The 19,762-nt window shown below is 60.1% G+C and carries 15 protein-coding genes; 5 read left to right on the plus strand and 10 right to left on the minus strand.

Features of this window, described 5'->3' with window-relative positions:
- Positions 1 to 297 precede the first annotated feature (297 nt).
- Complete coding sequence (locus HX811_RS08240; protein ID WP_177045518.1) at positions 298 to 858, minus strand: HutD family protein; 561 nt, start codon at positions 856 to 858, stop codon at positions 298 to 300.
- Positions 855 to 1,565 (minus strand): histidine utilization repressor, encoded by a 711-nt coding sequence (gene hutC, locus HX811_RS08245; RefSeq protein ID WP_003217980.1) that lies wholly within the window; start codon positions 1,563 to 1,565, stop codon positions 855 to 857. The genes HX811_RS08240 and hutC overlap by 4 nt, the downstream gene beginning before the upstream one ends.
- 147 nt (positions 1,566 to 1,712) lie before the next feature.
- On the opposite strand from hutC, the gene HX811_RS08250 reads away from it, so the two are divergent.
- Complete coding sequence (locus HX811_RS08250) at positions 1,713 to 3,077, plus strand: formimidoylglutamate deiminase (protein ID WP_177045520.1); 1,365 nt, start codon at positions 1,713 to 1,715, stop codon at positions 3,075 to 3,077.
- A 112-nt stretch (positions 3,078 to 3,189) separates the two neighbouring features.
- On the opposite strand, the gene HX811_RS08255 is transcribed toward HX811_RS08250, so the two are convergent.
- Complete coding sequence (locus HX811_RS08255) at positions 3,190 to 3,759, minus strand: lipocalin family protein (protein WP_003217984.1); 570 nt, start codon at positions 3,757 to 3,759, stop codon at positions 3,190 to 3,192.
- Positions 3,760 to 3,791: 32 nt separating this feature from the next.
- Positions 3,792 to 4,046, minus strand: coding sequence for a hypothetical protein (locus HX811_RS08260; protein ID WP_003217986.1), 255 nt, complete (start codon positions 4,044 to 4,046; stop codon positions 3,792 to 3,794).
- Positions 4,047 to 4,293: 247 nt separating this feature from the next.
- Between HX811_RS08260 and HX811_RS08265 the strand changes: the two genes are divergently transcribed.
- Positions 4,294 to 4,566: a type II toxin-antitoxin system Phd/YefM family antitoxin gene (locus tag HX811_RS08265; RefSeq protein WP_177045522.1), complete on the plus strand. Its 273-nt coding sequence runs from the start codon at positions 4,294 to 4,296 to the stop codon at positions 4,564 to 4,566.
- Positions 4,563 to 4,886 (plus strand): type II toxin-antitoxin system RelE/ParE family toxin, encoded by a 324-nt coding sequence (locus HX811_RS08270; RefSeq protein WP_177045524.1) that lies wholly within the window; start codon positions 4,563 to 4,565, stop codon positions 4,884 to 4,886. Before HX811_RS08265 ends, HX811_RS08270 begins: the two co-directional genes overlap by 4 nt.
- A gap of 55 nt (positions 4,887 to 4,941) precedes the next feature.
- Here the strand turns inward: HX811_RS08270 and HX811_RS08275 are convergent, their stop codons facing one another.
- The 4 genes from HX811_RS08275 to HX811_RS08290 form a co-directional block, all read right to left on the minus strand.
- Positions 4,942 to 5,952, minus strand: coding sequence for a class 1 fructose-bisphosphatase (locus HX811_RS08275; RefSeq protein ID WP_003217989.1), 1,011 nt, complete (start codon positions 5,950 to 5,952; stop codon positions 4,942 to 4,944).
- A 107-nt stretch (positions 5,953 to 6,059) separates the two neighbouring features.
- Positions 6,060 to 7,415 carry a DUF3999 domain-containing protein gene (locus HX811_RS08280; protein ID WP_177045526.1) on the minus strand — a complete coding sequence of 452 codons (1,356 nt, stop codon included), beginning with the start codon at positions 7,413 to 7,415 and terminating at the stop codon, positions 6,060 to 6,062.
- Positions 7,415 to 10,951 (minus strand): DUF2339 domain-containing protein, encoded by a 3,537-nt coding sequence (locus tag HX811_RS08285; RefSeq protein WP_177045528.1) that lies wholly within the window; start codon positions 10,949 to 10,951, stop codon positions 7,415 to 7,417. The genes HX811_RS08280 and HX811_RS08285 overlap by 1 nt, the downstream gene beginning before the upstream one ends.
- A gap of 170 nt (positions 10,952 to 11,121) precedes the next feature.
- A complete protein-coding gene (locus HX811_RS08290; RefSeq protein ID WP_003217995.1) occupies positions 11,122 to 13,572 on the minus strand; it encodes a glycogen/starch/alpha-glucan phosphorylase in 2,451 nt (816 codons plus the stop codon).
- 235 nt (positions 13,573 to 13,807) lie between these two features.
- On the opposite strand from HX811_RS08290, the gene HX811_RS08295 reads away from it, so the two are divergent.
- Entirely contained in the window at positions 13,808 to 14,242 is a 435-nt protein-coding gene (locus HX811_RS08295) for a YkgJ family cysteine cluster protein (protein ID WP_003217996.1), read from the plus strand.
- 194 nt (positions 14,243 to 14,436) lie between these two features.
- Here HX811_RS08295 and typA read toward each other — a convergent pair whose 3' ends face one another.
- Entirely contained in the window at positions 14,437 to 16,257 is a 1,821-nt protein-coding gene (gene typA / locus HX811_RS08300; RefSeq protein ID WP_003217997.1) for a translational GTPase TypA, read from the minus strand.
- 139 nt (positions 16,258 to 16,396) lie between these two features.
- Positions 16,397 to 17,851, minus strand: a complete 1,455-nt coding sequence (thiI, locus tag HX811_RS08305) for a tRNA uracil 4-sulfurtransferase ThiI (protein WP_023659343.1) — start codon at positions 17,849 to 17,851, stop codon at positions 16,397 to 16,399.
- A gap of 333 nt (positions 17,852 to 18,184) precedes the next feature.
- On the opposite strand from thiI, the gene glnA reads away from it, so the two are divergent.
- Positions 18,185 to 19,591, plus strand: coding sequence for a glutamate--ammonia ligase (gene glnA, locus HX811_RS08310; RefSeq protein WP_003217999.1), 1,407 nt, complete (start codon positions 18,185 to 18,187; stop codon positions 19,589 to 19,591).
- The last annotated feature ends 171 nt before the right edge of the window (positions 19,592 to 19,762 follow it).

Genomic DNA, 19,762 nt, shown 5'->3' on the forward strand with positions numbered 1-19,762 from the left:
ACATTGATGGGTGCGAAGAGGAAGTTTACGGACTCTTACGCACACATCTTTACTTGTACATACAAGCATATGCAATCAAGCGGCCAACTTTGCGCGCAAGGTTTGAAGATTTTTCCGGGACGAGGGTGGAAGCCTTGGAAAACAAGGCTTCGCAGCATGATGAATTTTCTTACGGGGGATTTTTACAGTGCGGGACACTTGTCATCGAGGCAGGGCTTTGCGCCATGCTGGGGCGTTCGGTAACAAGTTGGTGCGGGAAGAGGGAAACAAAATGTGGGGGAAGAAACCCCCACCTGTTCAGGCGGCGGCAGTCAATTCGATAACGCAGCAACGGCCAATCACGCTGACATCCAGCAGGCCGGTGTTACCGTCCAGTTGCAGGCAGTCGTGACGGTTCAGCCGCTCACCGAGCACCTTCACTTCATCGGCCACGCTGAACACCAGCACGGTGTGCGCGGCACTGAAGAAACGCTGCGTGCCGTCCATCCATTGCAACCGCGCTTGATAGCGCTGCGGCGAATAGATGAGGTTGAAATCGCGGATAGGCCCGCCGATCAAGCGGCAGGACACCTGGCTGTCACCCTTGAACGGGAATGGCTGCAGCGGTAACAACCCGAGTTGTTCCTCGCCATCCACCGTCAGCACCATGCCCGAGCCTTGCAGCACGGTGATAATGCGCTGGTACCCGGCAAAGGTGGAGAACCCGCCCGACTCGGCGATATCGGCAATCGACAGGCGCCAGCCGAAACCGTCCAGGCCCTCGCCCGCGTCACGGGTGATTTCTTCAGTGCTGCCGCCACCGTTTTTCCACGGCATGCGTATGTAATCGCTAGCGCGCCAGACTTTCATCGAACTCATTTACTGAAACGTCCTTCCAGGCTATGACGGGAACCGGGGTGGATCAAACGTGCGGCCGTGACCGGCTGGCGGCCAGACCAGGTGCGGCGGCGAATCAGCAGGCATGGCTCGCTGGTTTCGATTTGCAGCAGCTTGCATTCGTCGGCGTCGGCCAGGATCGCCTCGACCACGTGCTCGCCTTCGGTCAGCGGCGCCACCTGGTTGAGGTAGGCATAGGGCGTTTGCTGGGTGAAATCCTGCTGCAGGTATTCCGGTGCTACCAGGGCGTTGACGAAACGGTCTTCGATTTGCACCGGAATGTCGTTTTCGTAGTGCACGATCAACGAGTGGAACACCCGCCCGCCTTCGCGCATTTCCAGGGCGACGGCGCGCTCGGAGCCGGCGGCTTCTTCACCGAGGGTAATGACCTTGCACGTATGGCGATGACCGCGGGAGGCGATCTCATCGGCAATGTTGTGTACTTCAAACAGCGCCGACTGGCTCTTGGGCTCGGCGACAAAGGTGCCCACACCTTGCATGCGTACCAGCAGGCCTTCGGCAGTCAACTCGCGCAGGGCGCGGTTGATGGTCATGCGGCTGAAGCCCAACTGGTTGACCAGTTCGCTTTCCGAAGGCACGCGATAATGCGGCGGCCAGTTGCCGTTGAGAATCTGCTGGCTGATCATCTGTTTGACGCGGGCATACAAGGGCGCCGGACTTTCGTCCATGTGGGCAGCCAGTGGAGACTTGGCGGGCGGAGTCGACACAGGAAATCCTTGTAGGTGAAAAAGAAGCATAGCTTGCCGGAGTTTACCGAGCAGGCAAACGTCTGTATATGTATATACAAATAAACACACGACTGGGGTGCCTGAATCATGTCCGCTTTCTTTGCCGAACGCGCGCTGCTGCCTAATGGATGGGCCAACGATGTACGTCTTGAAGTCAGCGCCGATGGCCTGCTGACCAAGGTTGAGCCCAACGCCAGTGCAGACGGTGCCGAACGGCTCAGGGGCCCCGTGCTGGCGGGCATGCCGAACCTGCATTCCCACGCGTTCCAGCGCGCGATGGCCGGGCTGGCGGAAGTGGCCGGCAACCCGAATGACAGTTTCTGGACCTGGCGCGACCTGATGTATCGGATGGTCGGCAAGATCCGCCCCGACCAGTTGCAGGTCATCGCGCGCCAGTTGTATATCGAAATGCTCAAGGCCGGCTACACCTCGGTGGCCGAATTTCACTACGTGCACCACGACGTCAGCGGCCAGCCCTATGCGGACCCTGCGGAGCTGTCGCGGCAAATCAGCCAGGCGGCCGCCAGCAGCGGTATCGGCCTGACGTTATTGCCGGTGCTCTACAGCCACTCCGGTTTCGGCGGCCAGGCACCCAATGAAGGCCAGCGCCGCTTTATCAACAGCACCGAAAATTACCTGAGCCTGCAATCACGCCTGCAACCGATTCTGGCCGCGCAACCAGCACAACGGCTGGGCCTGTGTTTCCATTCGCTGCGCGCCGTCACACCGCAACAGATTAGCGAAGTGCTGGCCGCCAGCGACAAGGCGTGCCCGGTGCATATCCACATCGCCGAGCAGCAGAAGGAAGTCGACGACTGCCTGGCCTGGAGCGGCCAGCGCCCGCTGCAATGGCTGTATGACCATGTTGAAGTGGATCAGCGCTGGTGCCTGGTGCACGCCACCCACGCCAATCCGGAAGAAGTGACGTTGATGGCCAGGAGCCGGGCGATTGCCGGGTTGTGCCTGACCACTGAAGCCAACCTGGGCGACGGGATTTTCCCGGCGGTGGACTTCCTGGCCCAGGGCGGGCGCATGGGGATCGGTTCCGACAGCCATGTATCACTGAGCGTGGTGGAAGAATTGCGCTGGCTGGAATATGGGCAGCGGCTGCGGGACCAGCGGCGCAACCGGCTGTATCGCAGCGATCAGCCGATGGTTGGGCGTACGCTGTTCGATGCCGCGTTGGACGGCGGTGCCGAAGCGTTGGGGCAGCCGAATGGGCGCCTGGAAGTTGGCAAGCGTGCGGACTGGCTGGTGCTGGACGGTAACGATCCGTACCTGGCGACAGCGAACGAAGACGGGATCCTCAATCGCTGGTTGTTTGCCGGTGGTGATCGCCAGGTGCGCGACGTGCTGGTCAACGGGAAGTGGGTGGTGCGCGACGGGCATCACGCTGCCGAAGAAGACAGCAGCCGGGCGTTTACCCAGGTCCTGCGGGATTTGCTGGGCTAACAGACGACACATGACAAATGTGGGAGCTGGCTTGCCTGCGATAGCGATGGTGAATCCAACACCGCTATCGCAGGCAAGCCAGCTCCCACATTGGAGCGATGGCGTTCTTCCGTTACTGCGAGGTCTTCGCCATCTGCTTGTCCGACGTACGCCAGATCAAACGCGTGGTGTCATACCCCTGCTGCCGCGCCCTGCTCAGCAGGTCTTCGCGGGTGTCGGCGCTGACCGTCGGCGTGCGCGACAGCAACCACATGTAGCGCCGGCTCGGGCTGCCGACAATGGCGGTCTTGTAGTCATCGCTGACGTACAGCACCCAGTAATCGCCCTTGGCCACGCCCGGCAACAGCGAGGTGAACCAGTTGTTGAATTCGACCCACAGTTTGTCGGTCTTGCCGGCGACCTGCGGCGTTGCGGTGCCCTTGGCTTCCTGCCACTTCCACTCAGGGGTCAGGCAGCGGTTGAACACCGACATGTTGCCATCGGGCAACAGCGTGTAGCGGGCTTCGGACTGCGCACAATTGCGCTGGAAGTACATCGGCAAACGGGCCAACTCATACCAGGTGCCCTGGTAACGCTTGAGGTTGACGCTGCCAACAGTCTTGGGTTGCAGATCATCGCCAGAATGGCTGGCGCAGCCCGCCAAAAACAGGCTGGCGCAGAGGTATAGAACGAAACGCATCATGTTGTTTTTCTCCCGCAGGCTTTCGCCCCGGTTTACTTCAGGCCTTGCCCGGAAAAAATCAGTACTTTGTCACCGGCATATTGCACGCTGATAAAGCTGTTTTTATCGCCCCAGGTGCAACTGGACATACCCAGTGCGCCAGAACAATCAGTCGGCTTGCCCAACAACGACTCCACCTCGGCCTTTGGCATGCCGGCCGACAGTTTTGCGTAATTTTCTTGAGTGACCTTGCTGCAAGCGGCCAGAAGCACGCAAAACGACAACAGGGCGAGACGGCGTAACGACATGGAAAAACTCCTGGAGAGACGAAGCAGCTTGGGGGTCTGCCAGAAGCTTAGAAGGGAAAAGAGGTGTCTGGTTCCCGATGGGGGGTGGTATTTCTTTTTTCTGCGCAGGAGGTGTTTGTCCAAGGATTCATAGGGTTTCAGGATGAAGGTGCCTTTCGTCGCAGCCATTGAATGAACAGCTATTGCAGCAGTACAAAGGACCGAATAAAGACTAAAATCAGTCCTATCTTTGAGAAAGGAACATTCAATGAAACTCTCATCCCAGATCAAACCTATTAGTTACTTGAAAAGCCACACCGCTGAGATTGTGAAAAATCTCACCGAAAGTCGCGAACCGCTGGTCATCACCCAAAATGGTGAGGCCAAGCTGGTTGTGATGGATGTGAAGAGTTTTGAAGAACAAGAAGAGACCATGGCTCTGTTGAAGCTACTCGCTTTGGGAAACCGCCAGATTGAATTGGGTCAGTTCCAAGCAATGGAGGACGTGTTCGCCGAGCTGGACAGAGACGAAGCACAATGAGTTTCAGGGTTGAGATTCTTCATTCTGCAAAATCTGACCTCAAAGAAATCAAGTCCTATCTGACCCGCCAATTTTCCGCAGCATCCTGGCAACAAACCTATGATTCATTGAAGCACGCTCTGCGACGCATCGAAACCCAGCCTTACGCGGGCTCAATGCCTGAAGAGATTGAGAGGGTCAACCTCAGCCAGTACCGACAGGTCGTGTGTGGAATGAATCGGATTATTTATGAAATCAGGGATAAAACCATCTATATCCATATCATCGCGGACACACGGAAAAACCTGCGGTCGCTTCTACTGAAACGCCTTGTTCAATAAACAAAAAAGCCCCGAAATGCTAAAAGCAGTCGGGGCTTTTGCTTACCGCAAGAACTTACGCCTTGTGGTAGCCGGTCACACGCTCAACTTCTTCCTTCGAACCCAGGAACACCGCTACGCGCTGGTGCAGGCCTTCAGGCTGGATGTCGAGGATGCGCTGGTGGCCGTCGGTGGACGCACCGCCCGCCTGCTCAACCAGGAACGACATCGGGTTGGCTTCGTACATCAGGCGCAGCTTGCCTGGCTTGGACGGCTCGCGGCTGTCGCGTGGGTACATGAACAGGCCACCACGGGTCAGGATGCGGTGCACGTCGGCAACCATCGCAGCCACCCAGCGCATGTTGAAGTTCTTCTTCAGCGGGCCTTCTTCGCCGGCCATCAACTCGCCCACGTAGCGGGTAACCGGCTCTTCCCAGTGACGCTGGTTGGACATGTTGATTGCAAATTCCTGGGTGGACGCAGGAATGGTGATGTCTTCGTGGGTGAGCACGAAGCTGCCCATTTCGCGGTCCAGGGTGAAGCCCTTGACGCCGTCGCCCAGGGTCAGCACCAGCATGGTCTGTGGGCCGTAGATCGCGTAACCGGCAGCTACCTGCTCGGTGCCCGGCTGCAGGAAGGCCTTTTCGTTCAGGGCTTCGTTCTGGCTCAGGTATTCGTTCGGGCAACGCAGTACCGAGAAGATGGTGCCGACTGGCGCGTTGATGTCGATGTTCGACGAACCGTCCAGTGGGTCGAATACCAGCAGGTACGCGCCTTTCGGGTATTTGCCCGGGATCTGGTAGGCATTGTCCATTTCTTCGGACGCCATGCCGGCCAGGTGACCGCCCCACTCGTTGGCTTCGAGCAGGATTTCGTTGGAGATCACGTCAAGCTTCTTCTGCACTTCGCCTTGTACGTTTTCAGTGCCCATGCTGCCCAGGACACCACCCAGCGCGCCTTTGGACACGGCGTGACTGATTTCCTTGCAAGCACGCGCCACCACTTCGATAAGGAAGCGCAGATCGGCAGGCGTGTTGTTGCTGCGGGTCTGCTCGATCAAATAGCGACTCAGGGTAACGCGGGACATGGAAGGCTCCGGAAATGGGGGGCTAAAAACCCGCGCAGTTTAACGCGAGTCGGGGCGTATTTCCTCCTATCAGAGGATTTAAACCCAATAGAGTTCATGGACTTTATTTAACGTGCCACCGGTGGCTTGCGCAGCAAACTGTAGGCCATGGCGCCCAGGGCCGCCACACCGAGCAGCAGCACGGCCCAAAGACCGAGCTTTTTCCAGTTCGGTCCGGCATCAACCGGGGCCGCGACCGCAGGCGATGTGACCACCGCCTCGCCCGCCACCTTGGCCTGCCCAAGCCCCGCGAGGCGTTCGGCGCTGTAGTCCGGAATCAGGGTCGACAGCGGCAAGTTCGCGCCTTTCACCGACGGATTGCCGAGCACAAGGGTGAACGGTGGCTCGCCCCGCGCCAGGAACACCAACTGCGTGGCCCGCACCGCAAAGCTCAAGGTCGGCGCCTCCACGCCCAGGCCACCACCACGCTCGTCCACGTCGAGCTTGAGCTGCGCAACAGCCTGGCCCGGCAACTGCAGTTCGTTCTGTAAAACGTCCTGGCCATTTTGCGTCAACCGGTAGAGCAAACCGCTGCTCATGGGTTGCCAGGCCTGATTAGTTTCCCGGCGGCCCGACAAGGTGACCGGCGCCAGACTGTTGGGTTGGCTCAAGTCGATTCGCAAGCGTTCGACGTTCAGTGCGTTGGGCAACTGCCAGCTGTATTCCCCGGCCTTGAGTCGGCTGCCCGACAACGGCTGCGACCACACCAGCGGCAACGGCAGGCTGTGGGCGCTGACACTCTCCAACTGCGCCGACGTCAGCATCGGTGCCGCCTGGCCTTTCCACAGCAGGCGCAGATACCGCGCCGACTGCCCCGGCAAACTCACTTCATGCTGCTCGACGCGCTCATCGGCAAACGACAACCGCGCCACCTGCCCTTCGCCCCAGGCGCGCCAGTGCTGCAAGTCGTCGCTGGCTTCGATGCTGAAACGCTGAAAGCCGTCGCGCTCGCTCGTCCAGTCGAGGATCAGTTGCTGCAATGGGGCCTTGATCGCACTCGCATCGAGCAGCCAGCCGCGCAGCACTTCTTCGCCGGCCTCCAGTTGGCTCGGCGGCTGCACTTGCACCAGCGTGCCGGTGGACGTGGATTGCACACGCACGCTGGGCACGGCTTCGGAGGAGTCAGCCGCAGCGTACAACGGGAACCACTTCACGTTGGACAGGCTGCGGCTTTCGGTGCTTTGCGCCGACTGCCGCGCCAGTGCGTAAGCCTGGGGCTCGCCAGCGGCGTTGAACACCCGCACATCACTCAGGTCGGCCTGACGGGCGCTCAATTGCACCGCCAGCGGCAGTTCCAGGCGGTACCACGGGCCTTCGCCACTGACCGTCAGCGGCACCCGCGTGGTGAAATCGGCGGGCGTCTCCTGGGCCCAGGCCGATAACGTCGTGCACAACCCCAACAGCGCCACACTCAGCTTGCCCATCAAGAGGCCACTCCTTCAGTTTCAACCACCGGCTCGGGGCGCTTGGGGGGCAGCGGGGCGAAATAGCCCACCACCAGCAACAGCCCGCCCACACCGATAAACGATACGATCCGCGCCAGCCCGCCGCGGTTGCTCAATTCGACGAAGAACAATTTGGCCACCACCACGGCAATCAATGCCGCACCGATCAGCCACACCTCTCGCCGGTGACGCAGATGGCCGCCGATCATCAGGCTCAGGGCAATCAGGGTCCACACGATCGACAGCCCGGCCTGCACCAGCATCGACTCCAGCAACGCATCCAGATGGAACGGCACGCCACCCCAGTGATGAGCCGTGCGCATCACCAGCGCGGTGAAGAAGGCGAACAACGAGACACCGGCGACCGCCTGGGCGACCAGTTCGGCGCGCGGCCCGCGTTGCGGTGCGGCACTGCGGGACCACAGGTACACACCCAGCAGCGCGAATAGCAATCCAATATCCAGCGGGTTGAGCAGCGGCACATACGGCAGCGGCTCGGCGGTGCCGTCGCTGAAGATGTTCGCCAGCCAGAACCAGCCGAGCATCAACACCGCCAGCGGCAACGCGGCATACAACCGGTACTCGCGCGGGTACGCCGACACCGGCCACGGCCAACTGCGCGGCGCGGCGGCCAGCACCAGGTACAGGCTTGGCAGAATCGCCCAGCCCAGCCAGCGCCAGGCGTTGTATTCCTCGGACAGCAACAACAGGCCGTAGCGCAACTCCAGCGCCAGCACACCGATCAACAGCCAGCAGCCGAGCACGTGCGCGGCGCCCAGGGCTTTTTCCGGGATGACCAACGCCAGGCGCCGCAGCGACACGAAATGCACCGCAAATACCGCTGCCCAGGCCAGCCAGGCGAAGTTCGCCGCCGGGTGATAACGCGAGCCCCACGCGCCCAGCAACACCACGCCCACCGCCGGCATCAACAGCGTGCACAAGACGCCCAGCGATGCCCATTGCAGCCTCAGGGCCAGCACTGCCCAGATCGCCACACTCACCGCCGCTACCGCCAACAGCCAGGTGCCTTGCAGCATCGACGGTGCAAAACGCAGCACTTCGCTGACCAACGCCAGCGTCCACCAACCCGCACCCCACACCAGCAGCACGTCGGACAGCCGTTGCAAACTCAACGCCTCAAACACCGGCGCATGAGGCCGACGCTGCAAGCGCCAGGCACCGACCAGCGCCGCCAGCCCGAGCACCATCGGCGTCCAGAAACCGCTATGGCCCAACGGACGCAAACCCTCGCTGGCCAGCGGCCCGAGCAGGTCCGGCACCGCGATCAGGAACGAAGCGCCGCCGATCACTTGCAGCAACAACCCGAAGACAAAACTGACGCGCTGTTGCAGGTACAGGCTCAGCCAGATGATCAACAAACCACTGGCTGCCCACACGCCGCTGGCGGTCTCCCACGGCAGCACAAACAGCACCGCCAGGTTGATCAGCACCAACCCGGCGAGCAACACCACCGACAGGCCACGCAACAACCGCACATCGCTGCGCACCATGGTGTCCCGCGCGGCCAGCAGCATGCCGCCGATCAATGCCAGGCCAATCAGCGATGCGGTGAGCAAGCCGCTCCAGCCCGCACTGAACACCGCGCCTGAATCAGCCCCCGCTTGCAGGCGCAGCAGGAACAGCGCACCACCCAGCAGTTGCACGGCAAACGCGGTGAAGAGGAACGTGCGCGAGCCGATGCGCAGGCCCACCAGCAAGGTCGCAAGACCGGCAAGCGCCCAACTGATGGCCGTGCCCTGGGTCCACAGCAGCAACGGTGCGAGCAGGTACAAGAAGCCCAGGCCCACACTGGCCAATACCGGCAAGCCTCGACGCTCCCACTGCGCCGCGTGCTCCACCGGCGCCTTGCGCAACTGGTCGAAACTGAACAGCAAGGCCGCCCCCAGCAACAACGCACCCAAGGGTGCACCGTCCAGCAGGCTGGTCTCGCCAATCCGCAATTCGCTGAGGAACGCCAGCGCCGAACCGACTTGCAACAGCAAGCCAAACGCCCGTGCCAAAGGCCGCTGCTGACGCAGGCCGAGCCAGAAAATCCCGGCGCCTTCCACGGCCCAGGCCGCCGCGGTCCAGCGTGCGTCGAGGCCCAACGGAATCGCCAGGCTGGCGAAGATCACACCCAGCGCCAGGCAGGTTTCCGCCAGCAGCAAGGCGCGCCCGCCACTCAGCAAACGAGCCAGGCCCATATAGATAATGCCCAGGGCCAGCGCGCTGAACGCAGCGGCAAATTCCAGGTGCTGCACCAGCGCAAACTGCAAACCGAAGCCCACCAGCGGCGGACCGAACAGCATGCTGCCGTCCACATAATCGCCCTTGGCCGCCGACCAGCGCAGCAACGCGCCACGGCTGTCATCGTCCGGCGCGTCGCGCATCTCCAGCAACTTGCGCCGGGCGAACAACAGGCCGATGCCCAGGTACATCAGGAAAAATAGAATCAGGAACGGCTCGGTGCTCCACAGCAGCTCCGGTGTATAGGAGCGCATGCCCCAGGCGAAGCCGATGCCGAAGGTGCCGACAAAACCGATCAAATTGAGCAGGCGCCAGGCCTTGAACCAGGCGATGGCGAGAATGCCTGCGTTGAGCAGGGCGAAATAGCTGAACAGCGCCACATGGTTGCCGGCGCCGGTGGACGTGAGGATCGGTGCCGCAAAACCGCCGAGGGCGGCGGCGCAGGCCAGGCCGAGAGCGTCCTGGGTAATCGCCAGGATCGCCGAGAAAACAGTGACCGCCACCAGCAAGCCGAGTGCCGCGCCGGGGTCGAGCAGCGGGTGCAGGCGCATCGCGGCGAACACCGTGAGGTACAACACCGCAATGCCGGTGCCCTGCAGCATCAACCCGTAATTACTGTTGCGCAGCCGCAGCCACCAACCCAGGCCCAGCAGTGCCAATGCGCAACCGGCAACACCTGCGTAACGCAACTCGATTGGCACCACCATGCCTTCAGTGGCATAGCGCAGCAGGAAGGCCAGGCCGAGGAACAACAACACCGCGCCGACCCGCAGCACGGTGTTGCCACCGAACAGCCAGTTGCGGGCACCGCTGATTGCGCGCGCGATAAAGTTGGGGCCGCGAGGCACCGCAGGCGCGGCAGGTTGTTCAGGGATTTTCGCGCTCGGTTCGGCCCGCCACACATCAGCCGGCAATGGCTGGCTGGGTTCGGCCACCACGCTTGCGTAGGCGGGTTCCAGTTCGGCGGGTAATTCCCAGACGAGTTCGGGCGGCGCCGCTACCGGCAGCGGCTCTTCGACAAACACAGGTCCGGGGGTTTCAACGGCGGCAGGCCTTTCCAGCAAGGCCAGGCGTTGCTCGACCACTTTCAGGGCGTTGCGGGCAGACTCCAGCTGACGGCCTTGTTCCTCCGTACGCGAGGCGAGCATCGACAGGCGAATCGCCTGGCCAATGCCCAAACCGAGCAGCGCACCAATGCCCGCATCACTGAACGACTCGTCGAGTGTCCAGCCGAGCACCAGGCCAATCAGCATGAAAATCCATTGCATGGTCGATATCCCTAAGCAGCCCGAAGCGGGCAAAGGCGATGCTCAGTATATCGACACGGACCCCATGTGGGAGCGGGCTTGCTCGCGAAGGCGGTGGATCAGTCACAAATTTGTCGACTGACGCTGCGCTTTCGCGAGCAAGCCCGCTCCCACATTTTTTATTGCAGTGTCTAATCCAACGCTTTCCAGATTTCCGTCGCGTATTCGCGGATGGTCCGGTCCGACGAGAACCAGCCCATGCGCGCGGTATTAAGCACCGCCGAACGCCACCATTCCTTGGAGTCGTGCCAATGGGCCTCGACCCGCGCCTGGGCATCCCAGTAGGAATCGAAGTCGGCACAGACCAGGAAGCGGTCGTAGTCGATCAGCGAATCCACCAACCCGGCATAACGGCCCGGATCATCCGGTGAGAACACCCCGCCACGAATCGCTTGCAGCACATCATTCAAGCGATGGGACGCGGCGATCTCTGGCCCGGCGTTGAACTCGCCCGCGTGTTTGCGCGCTTCCACCTGCTGGGCGCTGAGGCCGAAGATGAACATGTGGTCGGCACCCACGCGCTCGTGCATCTCGACGTTGGCGCCGTCCATGGTGCCGATGGTCAGCGCGCCGTTGAGGCCGAATTTCATGTTGCTGGTGCCCGAGGCTTCAAAGCCGGCGGTGGAAATCTGCTCCGACAAGTCGGCCGCCGGAATGATGCTTTCCGCCAGGCTGACGTTGTAGTTGGGCAGGAATACCACCTTGAGCAACCCGCGCACGGTAGGGTCGTTGTTGACGGTACGGGCGATGTCGTTGGTCAGCTTGATGATCAGCTTGGCCTGGTGATAGCTGGCCGCGGCCTTGCCGGCGAAGATCTTCACCCGCGGCACCCAGTCGGTGCCCGGCTCGGCCCGGATCGCCTGGTACAGCGCGACGGTGTGCATCAGGTTCAGCAGCTGGCGCTTGTACTCGTGGATCCGCTTGACCTGCACATCGAACATCGCCGCCGGGTTGACCGAAATCCCCAGGCGCTCGTGAATGATGTCGGCCAGTGCCCGCTTACTGTGCAGGCGCTGTTCGGCGAAGGCCTTGCGAAAGGCTTGCTTCTCGGCAAACGGTTCCAGGTCTGCCAGGCGCTGTTCGGGGTTATCCAGCACGTCCGGGCCCAGTGCTTCCACCAGCATCGCCGTGAGCTTGGGGTTGGCCTGGTACAGCCAGCGGCGGAAGGTAATGCCGTTGGTTTTGTTGTTGATGCGATCCGGGTAGAGCTTGTGCAGTTCGGAGAACACCGTGCTGCGCATCAGTTGCGTGTGCAGGCCGGATACGCCGTTGACACTGTGGGAGCCGAGGAACGCCAGGTTGCCCATGCGTACGCGGCGACCGTTGTCTTCTTCGATCAGCGAGACGGCACGCAGCACGTCGAAGTCATGGATGCCCTTGGCCCGCAGCGAGTCGATATGCTGGGCGTTGATCAGGTAGATGATCTGCATGTGCCGCGGCAGCATGCGCTCCATCAGGCCGACTGGCCAGGTTTCCAACGCCTCGGGGAGCAAGGTGTGGTTGGTGTACGAAAGGGTTTCGACGGTGACGTCCCAGGCGGCATCCCACGGGATGTCGTGCAGGTCCACCAACTGACGCATCAACTCGGCCACCGCGATCGACGGGTGAGTGTCGTTGAGTTGAATGGCCGCGTGCTCGCCCAGGCTCAATACCGAGCCGTGCATGTTCTTGTGGCGACGCAGCAGATCCTGCAACGAGGCGGAGACGAAGAAGTACTCCTGGCGCAGGCGCAGCTCCTGCCCTGCTTCGGTGCTGTCGGCCGGGTAAAGCACTCGGGAGATGCTTTCGGCGCGGGCCACTTCGGCGACGGCGCCCAGGTGGTCACCGGCGTTGAAGCGTTCCAGGTGCAGGTCTTCGACGGCCCGGGCGCGCCACAAGCGCAGGGTGTTGACGCTGGCGCCGCGCCAGCCGACGACCGGGGTGTCATACGCCACCGCACGTACGGTTTCATTCGGCGACCAGACCTGGATCGACTTGCCGGACGCGTCCAGCACGGTTTCCACACCACCGCCAAAGCCGATCGGGTAGATCACTTCGGCGCGCTCGAACTCCCAGGGGTTGCCGAAATCCAGCCAGCGTTCGGTTTGCTCCTGCTGCCAGCCATCGACAATCGCCTGGCGAAACAGGCCGTGCTCATACCGAATGCCATAGCCATGGCCGGCGATGCCCAGGGTCGACATGCTTTCCATGAAGCAGGCCGCCAGGCGGCCAAGGCCACCGTTGCCCAGGGCCGCGTCGGGCTCCAGCAGGCGAATGCGCTCCATGTCCACACCCAACTCGCTCATGGCCTCACGGGCCACGTCCAGCAAGCCAAGGTTGCTCAGGCTGTCGTAGAGCAGACGGCCGATCAGGAATTCCAGCGAGAGGTAATAGACCCGCTTCTGTCCCTTGCGGTAGATGTGCCGCGTGTGGTCCATCCAGTGGTCGACCATGTGGTCGCGGGCGGCCAGTGCGATGGCTTCAAACCAATCGTGGTCGAAGGCGTGGTCGGGGTCCTTGCCCACCGCATAGGTAAGTTTGGTCAAGACAGCATCGCGAAATGCGGCTACCTCTGCTTCTCGTACAAGCGGTTCCTGAGACATCGATGCGACCTCGGGCGAGATAGAAGGAGTTGCTAGAGCCTAGACGGTCTGACAGACGGTAGACGCTCTGGTTCGGCAGTTTTTTAACTCATTCACCTTTGCGGGAATTTGATGCAGGGGCCGTGCCCGTTTGTGGCCCGGCACAGCCTTCGAGCTGAAAGCTGGAAGATATTGTTCAAAAAACCACCAGTTCCGGTATGATCCCGCGCCGGATAACACCCCTCTTGGAAACCTGATGAAGCCTCAACTGATCGCCGCCGCGGAACTCGACCGTCTCGAGACCTGGCAGAAATACTCAAGCCATATGTGTGGCGGCTGTGTGTCGAGCTGCTGCACCCTGCCGGTTGAGGTGAAGATCAAGGACCTGATCCGCATCGGCATCGTCGATGAGTTCGAGCGTGGCGACCCGCCGAAGAACATCGCCAAGCGCTTGCAGAAGGAAGGCATCGTCGAGCGCTTCAACGCCAAATCCGAGATCTTCACCCTGCAGCGCATGAGCAACAACGATTGCCTGTACCTGGATCGTAAGAGCCGCTTCTGCACTATTTATGACAAGCGCCCGGATACGTGCCGCAATCACCCGAAAATCGGGCCGCGCCCGGGGTATTGCGCGTACAAGCCGAAGGAAGTGGTGCGCGAGACCAGGTTCAAGACCCTCGACAAGTTCTGATCCAGATTTTTGTGGGGTCCTTGAGGCCCTATCGCAGGCAAGCCAGCTCCCATAGTTGAATGTGTTCACCTATCAAAATGTGGGAGCCGGGCTTGCCCGCGATGAGGCCGCTGCAGTCACTACAGATATTGCAGGCATAAAAAAACGCCCCCGGCCTTTCGACCGGGGGCGTTTTTCATTCAGCCTGAGTTAACTCAGTTCTTGGCTTTCTTGGCAGCGCGGGTACGCTCGCCTTCGTCCAGGATCTTCTTACGCAGGCGGATCGACTTAGGCGTAACTTCGCACAGCTCGTCGTCCTGGATGAATTCCAGAGCCTGTTCCAGGGTGAAGCGAACAGGTGGAACCAGAGCGATGGTTTCGTCTTTACCCGAAGCACGCATGTTGTCGAGCTTCTTGCCTTTGGTTGGGTTGACGCCCATGTCGTTGTCACGGCTGTTCAGGCCGACGATCTGACCGTTGTAGATCTCTTGACCGTGTTCAACGAACAGCTTGCCACGCGCCTGGAGGGTTTCCAGGGAGTAGGTCAGCGCCTTGCCGGTTTCTACCGATACCAGAACACCGTTCTGACGACCGGACATGTCGCCGGACTTCATGGTGTCGTAGCGATCGAAGATCGAGGTCAGGATGCCAGCACCGTTGGTCAGGGTCAGGAACTGGTTACGGAAACCGATCAGACCACGAGCAGGGATGTTGTATTCCAGACGCACACGGCCTTTGCCATCCGGCACCATGTTGGTCAGGTCGCCCTTACGCAGGCCCATCTCTTCCATGACCTTGCCCTGGGATTCTTCAGGGGTGTCGATGGTGACGTTTTCAAACGGTTCCTGCTTCACGCCGTCAACCTGACGGATGATCACTTCAGGACGACCAACGCCCATTTCGAAGCCTTCGCGACGCATGGTTTCGATCAGTACCGAGAGGTGCAGCTCACCACGGCCGGAAACCTTGAACTTGTCAGCCGAGTCGCCTTCTTCAACGCGCAGAGCAACGTTGTACAGCAGCTCTTTGTCCAGACGTTCCTTGATGTTACGGGAAGTCACGAACTTGCCTTCTTTACCGCAGAAAGGCGAGTCGTTTACCTGGAAGGTCATGGAAACGGTTGGCTCGTCAACGGTCAGAGGCTTCATCGCCTCGACGTTGTCCGGCTGGCACAGGGTGTCGGAGATGAACAGCGAGTCCATACCGCTCACACACACGATGTCACCGGCAAACGCTTCTTCAACGTCGATGCGGTGCAGGCCGTGGTGACCCATCAGCTTCAGGATACGACCGTTGCGCTTCTTGCCGTCGGCGCCGATGGCGACCACCGGAGTGTTCGGCTTGACGCTACCACGAGCGATACGGCCAACACCGATAACACCCAGGAAGCTGTTGTAGTCCAGTGCCGAGATTTGCATCTGGAACGGGCCTTCACGGTCAACTTTCGGAGCCGGTACGTTGTCGACGATCGACTGGTACAGCGGGGTCATGTCTTCAGCCATGTCGGTGTGTTCCAGACCGGCAATGCCGTTCAGGGCCGAGGCGTAGACGACTTTGAAGTCCAGCTGTTCTTCGGTGGCACCCAGGTTGTCGAACAGGTCGAAGATCTGGTCCAGAACCCAGTCCGGACGCGCGCCTGGACGGTCAACCTTGTTGATGCACACGATCGGACGCAGGCCGGCTTCGAAAGCCTTCTTGGTCACGAAACGGGTTTGCGGCATAGGGCCGTCTTGAGCGTCAACCAGCAGCAGAACGGAGTCAACCATCGACATTACGCGTTCAACTTCGCCGCCGAAGTCGGCGTGGCCCGGGGTATCCACGATGTTGATGTGGTAGCCGTTCCAGTTGATGGCGGTGTTTTTCGCCAGAATGGTAATACCGCGCTCTTTCTCCTGGTCGTTGGAGTCCATCACGCGCTCGTCGTTGAGCTCGTTGCGCTCCAGGGTGCCGGATTGACGCAAGAGTTTGTCTACCAGGGTGGTCTTACCATGGTCAACGTGAGCAATGATGGCGATGTTGCGTAGATTTTCGATCACTTGTGTATCTCGATCAGAGGATTCGGTGTGCTGACAGGTCGTGGCAGCGATTAACAGTAGAGTCAGGCCTTGCCGTTACAGCTTGACGGCAGAGTCGGGGGGCCGGTGACGCAGGCCACAGGCAAACAGCCCCGGGCTCTTAGCTCGGTCGATAAACGCGCACATTGGCATGCCCCTCACTGAGCAAATGGTGGGCATGCAGGCGACTCATCACGCCTTTGTCGCAATACAACAGGTACTGACGGCTGTCATCCAGTTCCTTGAAACGCGCATTCAATGCATAGAACGGCAGCGTTTGTACGTCGATGCCAGCAATTTCCAGCGGCTCGTCTTCAGCGGCATCCGGGTGACGGATGTCGATGATGATCTGACCGGCCAGAGCCTCGCTGACTTCTTCGATCTGCAAATCCTGGCCCAATTCGTCGATAACCCGATCGATCGGCACCAGCTTGGCGTTCTCAAGCGCACGCTCGAGCACCGCCATATCGAACTGTTGTTCTTCGTACTCCACGCGGTTGCGTTTGGCGTGGGTCTTGGGGTTCACCGAGATGACCCCGCAATATTCCGGCATGTGCTTGGCGAAATCCGCCGTGCCGATCTGGGTCGCCAGGTCGATGATGTCTTGCTTGTGACTGGCGATCAGCGGGCGCAGTACCAGCTTCTCGGTCACAGAGTCGATCAACGACAGGTTCGGCAGGGTCTGGCTGGACACCTGGGAAATCGCTTCACCGGTGACCAGTGCGTCGATTTCCAGCCGATCCGCGATTCGGGACGCAGCGCGTAACATCATACGCTTCAATACTACGCCCATATGACTGTTATCGACTTTCCCGAGAATTTCTCCCAGGACTTCCTCGAACGGTACGCTGACAAACAGCACCCGTTGCGAGCTGCCGTACTTCTTCCAGATGTAATGCGCGACTTCCATCACGCCCAATTCGTGTGCACGCCCGCCCAGGTTGAAGAAGCAGAAGTGGCTCATCAGCCCGCGGCGCATGATCTGGTAGGCCGCGACAGTGGAATCGAAACCGCCGGACATCAATACCAGGGTCTGTTCCAGGGCACCCAGCGGGTAGCCGCCGATGCTGTCGTGCTGGCTGTGGATCACAAACAACCGTTGGTCGCGAATTTCCATCCGCACTTCAATTTGCGGCTCTTTCAGGGAAATTCCGGCAGCGCCGCACTCGCGACGCAGCTTGCTGCCCACATATTTCTCGACATCCATGGAGCTGAACGGGTGCTTGCCGGCGCGTTTGCAACGCACTGAAAACACCTTGCCTGCCAGCACATCGCCGTAGTGCTGCTTGCACTTTTCGGTGATGTCGTCGAAGTCGCCCAGCGGGTACTCGTCGACCTGCAGGAAATGCGCGATGCCCGGCACGCAGCTCAGGCGCTCGGTCATGTCCTTCAGGGCCTTGGGGTCTGTGAGGCGGGTTTCCAGCTCGAGATTGTCCCACACACCATTCACCACCACAGCCGGGTCCAGATCGCGGAGCACGGCACGGATGTTCTTGGCCAATTGACGGATGAAACGCATCCGTACCGGTCGGCTCTTGATGGTGATCTCGGGGAAGACTTTAACGATTAATTTCATGAAAACAGCGCGCGCAGGCCCAGCCGAAAAAGGGGGGCGCGGATTATAGCGGAAATCGCTCAAGGTTTAACCAGTTAATATGCAACCGACCTTTCGCGCACCAAAACGGGTCATAAACCAAAATAAGCGCTACATTGCGGTGCGCAATTTCTTCCGTTTCAGCGGATTGCACCTTTATAGGGGCGTTTTTGTGGCAAAAAACCCATGTCGGGGCACTGGCATGCAATTTGCTCTCTTGTGAGGCAGGTTGCCTTGGTCGAGTATTCGCGCCGGCATCACCCACATTCTAAGGGCTACTCCACTACCCCAGCCCGAAGCCACCCGGAGGACACTATGTCGAAGTCGGTTCAACTCATCAAAGATCATGACGTCAAATGGATTGATCTGCGCTTCACGGACACAAAAGGCACTCAGCACCACGTGACCATGCCGGCTCGCGACGCGCTGGATGACGCCTTCTTCGAAGAAGGCAAAATGTTCGACGGTTCCTCCATTGCCGGCTGGAAAGGCATCGAAGCGTCCGACATGATCCTGATGCCGGACGACAGCACTGCCGTACTCGACCCGTTCACCGAAGACCCAACCTTGATCATCGTCTGCGACGTGATCGAGCCTTCGACCATGCAGGGCTACGACCGTGACCCACGTGCGATCGCCAAGCGTGCCGAGGAATACCTGAAGTCGACCGGTATCGGTGACACCGTATTCGTAGGTCCGGAACCAGAATTCTTCATCTTTGATTCGGTCAAGTTCAAGTCCGACATCTCTGGCTCCATGTTCAAGATCTTCTCCGAACAAGGTTCGTGGATGTCCGACCAGGACGTGGAAGGCGGCAACAAAGGCCACCGTCCAGGTATCAAAGGCGGCTACTTCCCGGTTCCTCCGTTCGACCACGACCACGAAATCCGTACCTCCATGTGCAACGCCATGGAAGAGATGGGCCTGGTCATCGAAGTTCACCACCACGAAGTGGCGACTGCCGGCCAGAACGAAATCGGCGTGAAGTTCAACACCCTGGTTGCCAAGGCTGACGAAGTTCAGACCCTGAAGTACTGCGTACACAACGTGGCTGATGCCTACGGCCGTACCGCTACCTTCATGCCTAAGCCTCTGTACGGCGATAACGGTTCGGGTATGCACGTTCACCTGTCCATCGCCAAAGAAGGCAAGAACACCTTCGCTGGCGAAGGTTATGCCGGCCTGTCCGACACTGCCCTGTACTTCATCGGCGGTATCATCAAGCACGGTAAGGCCCTGAACGGCTTCACCAACCCATCGACCAACTCCTACAAGCGTCTGGTTCCAGGTTTCGAAGCTCCGGTAATGCTCGCCTACTCGGCTCGCAACCGTTCCGCTTCGATCCGTATTCCTTACGTGTCCAGCCCTCGCGCTCGCCGTATCGAAGCCCGTTTCCCGGATCCGGCAGCCAACCCGTACCTGGCCTTCGCTGCCCTGGTCATGGCCGGCCTGGACGGTATCCAGAACAAGATCCACCCTGGCGACGCCGCCGACAAAAACTTGTACGACCTGCCGCCTGAAGAGGCCAAAGAGATCCCACAAGTATGCGGCAGCCTGAAAGAAGCCCTGGAAGAGCTGGACAAGGGCCGTGCGTTCCTGACCAAAGGCGGCGTGTTCAGCGACGACTTTATCGATGCCTACATCGCCCTGAAAAGCGAAGAAGAAATCAAGGTCCGCACCTTCGTACACCCACTGGAATACGAGCTGTACTACAGCTGCTGATCCGGTAGCGCTGCGTAACGCGGCGTGATGAAAAAGGCCTCCTTCGGGAGGTCTTTTTTTTGCCCGCAAAACCCTGTGGGAGCGGGCTTGCCCGCGAAAAATTCAAAGGCGCCGCATTTCTTCAATATTTACGCGTTATCGTTAACGACCTTCGCGAGCAAGCTCGCCCCT

This window comes from Pseudomonas sp. F8002 (genome assembly GCF_013385495.1).
Lineage (GTDB): Bacteria > Pseudomonadota > Gammaproteobacteria > Pseudomonadales > Pseudomonadaceae > Aquipseudomonas.